Here is an 854-nt window from a genome sequence, read left to right on the forward strand (position 1 = left end):
GCAGACCGACCAGAAGGTCGCAGCGCTGACAGTAGCCGCCGCCGGCACGGCAGCAGGAAGTAGAATCGGGCACGTCGAGGTCCTTGAAGATCAGGTGGTGTGGTAACCCCGATTCTTGAGGGCCTCGACCCCCTTCACCCCGCCGACACGCCCGCCATCGGATCCCCGCTCACCCCACGCTCAGGTACGAAGAGATTCCCTAACTGGTTGTCAAGGTCGTGAGGGTGGATTCTTCGGGCAGGGGTGATCGCCGAGAGGCCTCGTGTCACTTGGCCCTCGGTCGTGTCTCGGGTGGGGGTCAGCGGGTGAGCTTGGAGCGGTGCGTGGCCGCGCTGCGTGCTCGGGCTCGGGCCCGGACCTCGGGTGGGACGGCGTAGGTTCGGGCGATCTCTCTGGCCCGGACCCGGGTCAGCGGGGTGCCGTCGATGTCGCGGAGCTGGTAGGGCTGGTCACGGTGCAGGACCGTCCAGGTCCGTTCGATGAGCTTGCGCGCGACGGCGACGGTGGCCTTGGTGTGGCTGTGGCCACGGTCGACCATCAGGTGCCGATAGAAGGCGGCCAGCTGAGGGTCGACCCGTCGGGCGCCGCCGGCGGCCTGATAGAACGCCAGGCGCAGCACCGCCGGGCCTTCCTTGGTGATCGCCCTCGAGGGCTGGACCACCGTCCCTGAGGACCACGTGGAGGGGTTCATCCCGACGTAGGAGGCGGCCGCCTTGGCGGTGGTGAACGCGCCGCCGTCGCCGAGGAAGGCGCGCACGGACGGTGCGGTCATCGGGCCCATCCCGGCTCTTCGTACCTGAGCGTGGGGTGAGCGGGGATCCGATGGCGGGCGTGTCGGCGGGGTGAAGGGGGTC

Annotated in this window: 1 protein-coding gene; it reads right to left on the reverse strand. The window is 69.4% G+C overall.

Annotated features, from left to right (window positions below; all coding sequences use genetic code 11):
- Positions 1-298: 298 nt before the first annotated feature.
- Positions 299-772 (reverse strand): transposase, encoded by a 474-nt coding sequence (locus ABEA30_RS07450; protein ID WP_345581321.1) that lies wholly within the window; start codon positions 770-772, stop codon positions 299-301.
- Between the last annotated feature and the right edge of the window lie 82 nt (positions 773-854).

The organism is Tessaracoccus lubricantis, from assembly GCF_039544535.1.
Classification (GTDB): domain Bacteria; phylum Actinomycetota; class Actinomycetes; order Propionibacteriales; family Propionibacteriaceae; genus Arachnia; species Arachnia lubricantis.